Below are 6,485 nucleotides of genomic sequence, written 5' to 3'. Positions count from 1 at the left end.
GGTGTGCCGTTTAATCTCACGGCTAATCGTGCTAGGAGAAAAGCCAAGTGCTCTAGCAATTGATCTGAGCGAGTCTCCCTCTGATAACCGTTGTTCGATATAAAAACGATCTTTTTCATTTAAGTGCCGATAAACCATCTCTACCCTCTAAGTCAAAAGGCGAACTAGAGAGTTTATCTGTATGAATATGAACTCTCTACTGAGTGTTGCACTTCAGATGACGGAGGGCGGAAAACATTAACCAATAGACTTTTCTATCGGCACGAGCAGCTTTTGGCCAATACGAATATGATCACCGCTTAAGTGATTGGCTTTACGCAATGCTGACAAGCTAGAGTTAAATTTTAAAGCAATCTTCGACAAAGACTCACCGGAACTTACCTGATGATAACGGTGACGATGTGCAAACCACGTTTGCTGTGGTGGATATTGCTCTAAATAACCAATCACCCCAGTTGCTAAGGCTCTCACCAAGCGTTTTTGATAATTTATCTGCATCAGCTGTTTTGCCTCATCAGGATGGGAGATAAAACCAAGCTCAACTAATAACGAAGGTACATCAGGCGCCTTTAATACCGCAAAATCAGCCCGCTGAATTGTTTTATAATGCAAGGGGATAAACTTTTTTAACTTCTTTAACACTACATGTGCCAACTGACGGCTTTGTTTGAGCGTTGCATTTTGTGATAAATCTAATAGAACTTCAGCGACCTGTTTCTTAGTTTTCTTTAAGGGCAGGCTACCAATCAGAGCCGCATTTTCACGTTCAGCGAGTAGTTTTGCGGCTTCTGAACTTGCTCCTTCTTTTGATAAAATAAAAACAGAACCACCTTTTGCCCGACTATTTTTAAAATGATCCGCATGCAAAGAAATAAATAAGTCCGCTTGCATCTGTCGAGATTTTGCTAGACGCTGACGTAAACCTAAAAACTGATCTGCATTACGCGTTAAAGAAGCCTCTACTCCCGGTAGACGATTTAAATACCTCATCAACTGCTTAGCAACACTTAGCGTAATGTGTTTTTCATAAATTTTATTTTTGCCCACCGCTCCCGGGTCATGACCGCCATGCCCAGGATCAATAACAACACGTGCCAAACGCCATAACAGCGGCTGATCAATCGACGGCTGGATCGCCTTGGCCGACAGCGTTAACTGCAAACGACCACGGTGTTGCTGCCAATGTGTCGCTACCTGAACCGGCTGATTCAAATCAAACACAACCCGCAGCGTCTTATTTTTCTGTACTGTATAACGTACCTGTTCTACGTAAGGGCTATGCTTTAAGCGAGAAAATGATGTATTGGCTTGAGTATTGTGAAAGTCAATCACCAGCTTTTCAGGCTGATGCAAATGAAAGACTTGATACAGTGGCTGCTGTGAAAGTTTAAAACCAATATAGCTCCGCTGCTTTTGACTCCATAAACGCACATCATTTAACTCAACTCTATTAACTGGCTTAGCCGCAAATAGCGTTGTTTCAGCCAACAGCAATAAGCAACTTAGCAAACAACAAATACTTATTAGCGATACTCGCCCTTCACGACGAGCTCTTCGTTTTCGCCAATTAGTTATGCTGATAATGCTAAACGATAAATTACCTAAGCATAACCGACTGGAGTTGCAACAATGCCTGCTGGCCTGCCTGGCTCCCTGCTTTAAAATAAAGATGACGTCCTTCATTGTCATAACTGATCACACACTCAAGGTCAGCAACCGGCAACACCCCTTGCCCTTTCTCTGGCCATTCAACGATACACAAGCGATCAGCCAGATAGTCTTCTATGCCTATAAACAACAACTCTTCAGGGTCAGCCAAGCGGTATAAATCAAAATGGGCAATATGCATATCAGCGCATTCATACAGCTCGACTAAGGTATATGTCGGACTTTTGACAGCCCCTGTCACACCCAGGCTACGTAAAAAACCCCGTGTCAGTGTTGTCTTCCCAGCGCCTAAGTCTCCCTGTAACTCAAGGAGACTTAGCTGCTTACAGCATAATGCAAGCTTTGCACCAAAGGCTTGCATCTGCAGGCCATCAGCAATAAAACATTGGTAATCAGTCATACTCTGTCTCTACGCTACATTATTAAGTGATTGTGTTATCTGCTTTACGCTGTGGATGCCAGATCTGCTGGCGATAGTACTTGAGCTCTGCAATCGAGTCTTTAATATCGTCCAATGCTAAATGCTTACTTTCCTTCGTCAGCCCGGCTAAAATTTCAGGACTCCAGCGTCCAGCCAACTCTTTAAACGTACTGACATCAATATTCCGATAATGAAAAAAATCTTCTAATTCAGGCATATACTCCCTTAAAAAGGCACGATCTTGATGCACGCTATTACCACACATAGCTGAAACACCTGCGCTCACATACGGGTTTAAAAACTCCAAAGTCAAACGCTCAGCCTCTGCTGTTACTGTCTTACTGTTGCGCACCCGCTCGGTTAGACCCGATTGGCCATGTTGCTTAACACACCAGGCATTCATCGTTTCAAGCACTATTTCAGGCTGATAAATCGCAAATACCGGACCTTCTGCTAGAATATTCAACTCAGCATCAGTAATAATGGTTGCAATCTCAATGATTTTATCCTGCTTAATATCAAGGCCGGTCATCTCAAGATCAATCCAAATCATCCGCCCTGCCTGGTTATTTTGACTCTGTTGCTTATCTGTCATCACCTCATCCATATCTTCAATTTTTTAGCTAAGTTAATTTTATCGATCACTAATCAACAATGAAGCATACATTTATGCCGCTGTCGGTGTACACTATGCTAGCGTAATTTAATCAATCATCAAGTGATAGGGGCTTATGGCCAAACGACGTTTATCTCGCCACCAATCGTGGCGTATTGAAAAAATACAGCAACAACGTATTCAGCGCGCACAAAAGCAAGAGCAATACATTGACGAGCTACTACACTCTAGCGCCCTGAACGCTGAAGAAAATGGCACGGTTATCACCCAATATGGCCAAAGTGCCGATATTCAGATGGCCAACGGAGCGATTACTCGCTGCTTTCTGCGTCAAAATATCGGTTCTGTTGTTGCTGGTGACCGTGTTATTTTCCGTCAAGCCAACGGCTCTGATGGTGTGATTGTCGCCAATCGCCGACGCCACTCAGAACTTGTACGCCCAGATAAATACGGTAAAATTAAGGCCATTGCAGCCAATATCGATCATATTTTTATCGTCTTTGCCACAGAGCCCGAAGCGCAAGAGATCTTAATCGATCGCTATCTCGTCGCTGCAGAATTACAAGGGATTCGCCCCTCTTTAGTCTTCAATAAAATTGACTTATTAACCCCTCATGCTCGGGCTGATTACCTAACACGCTTCAGCCATTACCAGAACATGGGCTACCTCTTAATAGAAGCCAGTACACACAGTCAATACGGCCTAGATGCACTATGTTATGCACTCAAAGATGCCAATAGTGTCTTCGTTGGCCAGTCCGGGGTCGGTAAATCGTCCTTAGTTAATATGCTGCTCGAATCCAACTCAGCGCGAGTTGCCAACATCTCAGAGGCCAATCACAAAGGCCGCCATACCACAACCGCAGCAACGCTGTATCATTGCCCGACAGGAGGCCATATTATTGACTCGCCAGGGATTCGTGAATTTGGCCTCTGGCATATTGAGCCTGAGCGCCTCATTGATGGCTTTATTGACTTTCAGCCGTTTATCGGTCACTGTCAATTTCGCAACTGTACTCACGACAATGAAAAAGGCTGTGCCTTGACAGCAGCAGTAAAACAAGGGAAGATTCTGCCGCTGCGGCTGGCTAATTACCATCGTATTATGAAAACCATCGTAGAATCTAGCCACTTAGCCAATTCTGCGCAAAAACCGTCACATTGAGGATTGAGGATAATCAAACGCCTATGAAAAATCGCATTCAACTTTTTTTACAGCGTTATATTGTTCCTCAACATTTATATTCACGCTTTCTCGGTTTTCTTGCAGAACGACGCATTCCACTGGTGACGCACTATGGCCTACGTGACTTTGTTAAACGCTATGGTGTTGATATGAGCGAGGCCATAGAAGAAAACCCAGATCATTACCGCACCTTTAATCAGTTTTTCACCCGCGCAATTAAACCAGAGCTGCGCCCAATCACTCAAGACAAACACATCGTCACCTCTCCCGTCGATGGCACGATTAGCCAAATCGGCAACATTCATCAAGAACAACTCATTCAAGCCAAAGGCTTTCAGTTCTCTGCAGCCTCACTATTAGGCAGTGTCGAGGATGCCCGTGCATTTACAGATGGCCTATTTACCACCCTTTATCTTGCCCCTCGTGATTACCATCGTGTGCACATGCCTTGTGCCGGCCGCTTAACCCATATGCGTTATATTCCAGGCGAGTTATTTTCGGTGAATCCCTATACGGCTAGCCATATTGATGGTTTATTTGCACGTAATGAGCGCGTTGTTTGTTTTTTCGAGACCGAACAAGGCCCCATGGCCATGGTCTTAGTCGGTGCAATTATCGTCGCCAGTATCGAAACCGTGTGGGCCGGCACTATTGCTCCTGGCACGCCGCGCGAAGTCCGCACCTGGCACTACCGTCATAATAAAAATAGCCATATTTATTTAGATAAAGGTGAAGAGATGGGCCGCTTTAAACTCGGCTCAACCGTTATTTTAATGATGGGTAAAGGCGTCGCTCAGTGGCAACAGCAGCTGACAAGCGGACACAGCGTGCGCATGGGCATGCCGATCGGCGAATATCACGAAAACCTGGTACTCTCTGCAGCTAAAGAACCTGCAGCCTCTGAGGCTAATGTAGAAGTAGAATGAGCGAAGGTAACCATCAATGAAAATATGGGTCGATGCCGATGCCTGCCCAAAGGTCATTAAAGAGATTTTATTTCGTGTAGCCAATCGATTAGAAATCGAGGTTATTTTGGTCGCCAACCAAGCGCTTGCGACTCCTCCATCGGCTTATATCAAATCCATTCAAGTGACTAAAGGCTTTGATGTTGCAGACAACTACATCGTCTCTCAAACACGCCCTGAAGATTTAATTATCACTGCAGATATTCCACTGGCTGCTGAAATCGTTGAAAAAGGTGCGCATGCTTTAAACCCTCGCGGTGAATTGTATGATCAAAACAATATCAAAGAACGCTTAACTTTACGCGATGCGATGGATGAGCTGCGCAGCTCAGGGCTAACCTCAGGAGGACCTGCAGCATTTAATCACAAAGATCGCCAAAGTTTTTCTAATGCCTTGGACCGTTTTTTAGCAAAAGCAAAAAAAACTAAAAACCTATAAAAAAATCGATTATCCGTTATCGATTAAAGAGTAACCCAGTGTATTCGCCTAATTATGTTACATTGGCTCACAATTTGAATGACTTAGACTTAGGATTGAAGCTAAAGATGATTTTTATTTTATATTTAATTGCCGGCGCAATAGTTGGCACCTTATCCGGTTTACTCGGCATCGGTGGTGGTTTGATCATGGTGCCTTTACTGACTATCACTCTGCCTTACTATCACGTTCCTGCTGAATACGTCGTCCATGTTGCCGTTGCCACCTCGCTTGTTGTTGTTTTATTTAACTCAGCCCAAGCCACCTATAGCCACGCTCGCAACGGCAATGTCCTTTGGAATGTGCTGTTTTTACTTTCACCCTTTGCCATTATCGGCATCCTCATCGGTGGCAGCATTGCTAACTACCTCAGCAGTAAAGCCTTACTCACCGTATTTGCGATTTTTCTTATTTATACCGTGACGCGCTCGACACTTAAACTCATTCGTAAAAATAGTAAAAAAACCACAGGGACCTTTCAACTTCCGAGTAAACTCTATAGCTTTTCTTATGCCACCTTTGTCGGCGCCGCTTCCTCTTTATTGGGTATAGGCGCTGCAGCAACGATTATTCCATTTTTAAGAAGTGCCAAGCTTGATATGGTCAAATGTGCCGCACTGGCTACCAGCCTCAGCATAGTGACTGCCTTTTCTGCAACATTGCTATATATCAGTAGCGGCTGGCATCTAAACCCATACTCTGACTACGCTACCGGTTATATCTACTGGCCGGCAGTCATCGGCATTCTCATCGGCGCAACAATGACCGTCCCGCTAGGCACACGACTTGGACGTCAGCTTAAAGATGAAACCTTAGCAAGTTACTTTTTAATCTTACTGGTGATCATTTTAATCATTACTATCTATAAGCTCTTTATGCTGCCATAGCTTATATTTATTATTTTATTAAGGCCTCGCAAAGAGGTCACTTATTAACCAATATTTTTTTACTCGCCACCGCCCCTTTGACTGTAAAAAATAAACTTTTATTAAAGAAAATCAAGTACTCTCAAATAGTAAATACCATAGGCCAATACCTAATTAAATTCTTCTATGATTATAATTCAAAAAAAAATATTTTTTTTATCTTACAATTATAGCGCTCAACGAATAGTTTCTGACATTGACTTCATTACTTGACTAAGCGCTGTC

At 43.7% G+C, this 6,485-nt stretch carries 8 protein-coding genes; 4 read left to right on the top strand and 4 right to left on the bottom strand.

Translation table 11 applies throughout. The features are described from left to right. The 4 genes from C200_RS14685 to orn all read right to left on the bottom strand — a co-directional run. A partial coding sequence (locus C200_RS14685; protein WP_155276066.1) for a helix-turn-helix domain-containing protein occupies nucleotides 1-138 on the bottom strand: 138 nt, incomplete at its 3' end. 99 nt (nucleotides 139-237) lie between these two features. Next, nucleotides 238-1,689 (bottom strand): N-acetylmuramoyl-L-alanine amidase, encoded by a 1,452-nt coding sequence (locus C200_RS00675; RefSeq protein WP_230584195.1) that lies wholly within the window; start codon nucleotides 1,687-1,689, stop codon nucleotides 238-240. Then, nucleotides 1,598-2,068: a tRNA (adenosine(37)-N6)-threonylcarbamoyltransferase complex ATPase subunit type 1 TsaE gene (gene tsaE / locus C200_RS00670; protein WP_016211422.1), complete on the bottom strand. Its 471-nt coding sequence runs from the start codon at nucleotides 2,066-2,068 to the stop codon at nucleotides 1,598-1,600. The genes C200_RS00675 and tsaE overlap by 92 nt, the downstream gene beginning before the upstream one ends. Nucleotides 2,069-2,090: 22 nt before the next feature. Then, a complete protein-coding gene (orn, locus tag C200_RS00665; RefSeq protein ID WP_051307357.1) occupies nucleotides 2,091-2,684 on the bottom strand; it encodes an oligoribonuclease in 594 nt (197 codons plus the stop codon). Between the two features lie 136 nt (nucleotides 2,685-2,820). Here orn and rsgA point away from each other — a divergent pair, with 136 nt between their 5' ends. The 4 genes from rsgA to C200_RS00645 all read left to right on the top strand — a co-directional run bounded on the left by rsgA (nucleotide 2,821) and on the right by C200_RS00645 (nucleotide 6,221). Beyond that, entirely contained in the window at nucleotides 2,821-3,870 is a 1,050-nt protein-coding gene (rsgA, locus tag C200_RS00660; protein WP_016211417.1) for a small ribosomal subunit biogenesis GTPase RsgA, read from the top strand. 23 nt (nucleotides 3,871-3,893) lie between these two features. Further along, entirely contained in the window at nucleotides 3,894-4,817 is a 924-nt protein-coding gene (gene asd, locus C200_RS00655) for an archaetidylserine decarboxylase (protein ID WP_016211415.1), read from the top strand. A 16-nt stretch (nucleotides 4,818-4,833) separates the two neighbouring features. After that, complete coding sequence (locus C200_RS00650) at nucleotides 4,834-5,295, top strand: YaiI/YqxD family protein (protein WP_016211418.1); 462 nt, start codon at nucleotides 4,834-4,836, stop codon at nucleotides 5,293-5,295. Nucleotides 5,296-5,402: 107 nt separating this feature from the next. Next, the gene (locus C200_RS00645; protein WP_016211414.1) at nucleotides 5,403-6,221 is read left to right on the top strand and encodes a sulfite exporter TauE/SafE family protein; all 819 of its coding nucleotides are present in this window, start codon (nucleotides 5,403-5,405) and stop codon (nucleotides 6,219-6,221) included. The last annotated feature ends 264 nt before the right edge of the window (nucleotides 6,222-6,485 follow it).

Origin of the sequence: Piscirickettsia salmonis LF-89 = ATCC VR-1361 (assembly GCF_000297215.2) — a bacterium.
Taxonomy (GTDB): Bacteria; Pseudomonadota; Gammaproteobacteria; order Piscirickettsiales; family Piscirickettsiaceae; genus Piscirickettsia; species Piscirickettsia salmonis.
This window is presented reverse-complemented; position numbering and strand designations above follow the sequence as displayed.

Excerpts from the sequence above, each read along its gene's own strand:
- orn (WP_051307357.1), bottom strand. The coding sequence starts at position 2,684 with ATGACAGATAAGCAACAGAGTCAAAATAACCAGGCAGGGCGGATGATT.
- asd (WP_016211415.1), top strand. The coding sequence starts at position 3,894 with ATGAAAAATCGCATTCAACTTTTTTTACAGCGTTATATTGTTCCTCAA.
- C200_RS00675 (WP_230584195.1), bottom strand. The coding sequence starts at position 1,689 with ATGACAATGAAGGACGTCATCTTTATTTTAAAGCAGGGAGCCAGGCAG.
- tsaE (WP_016211422.1), bottom strand. The coding sequence starts at position 2,068 with ATGACTGATTACCAATGTTTTATTGCTGATGGCCTGCAGATGCAAGCC.
- C200_RS00650 (WP_016211418.1), top strand. The coding sequence starts at position 4,834 with ATGAAAATATGGGTCGATGCCGATGCCTGCCCAAAGGTCATTAAAGAG.
- C200_RS00645 (WP_016211414.1), top strand. The coding sequence starts at position 5,403 with ATGATTTTTATTTTATATTTAATTGCCGGCGCAATAGTTGGCACCTTA.
- rsgA (WP_016211417.1), top strand. The coding sequence starts at position 2,821 with ATGGCCAAACGACGTTTATCTCGCCACCAATCGTGGCGTATTGAAAAA.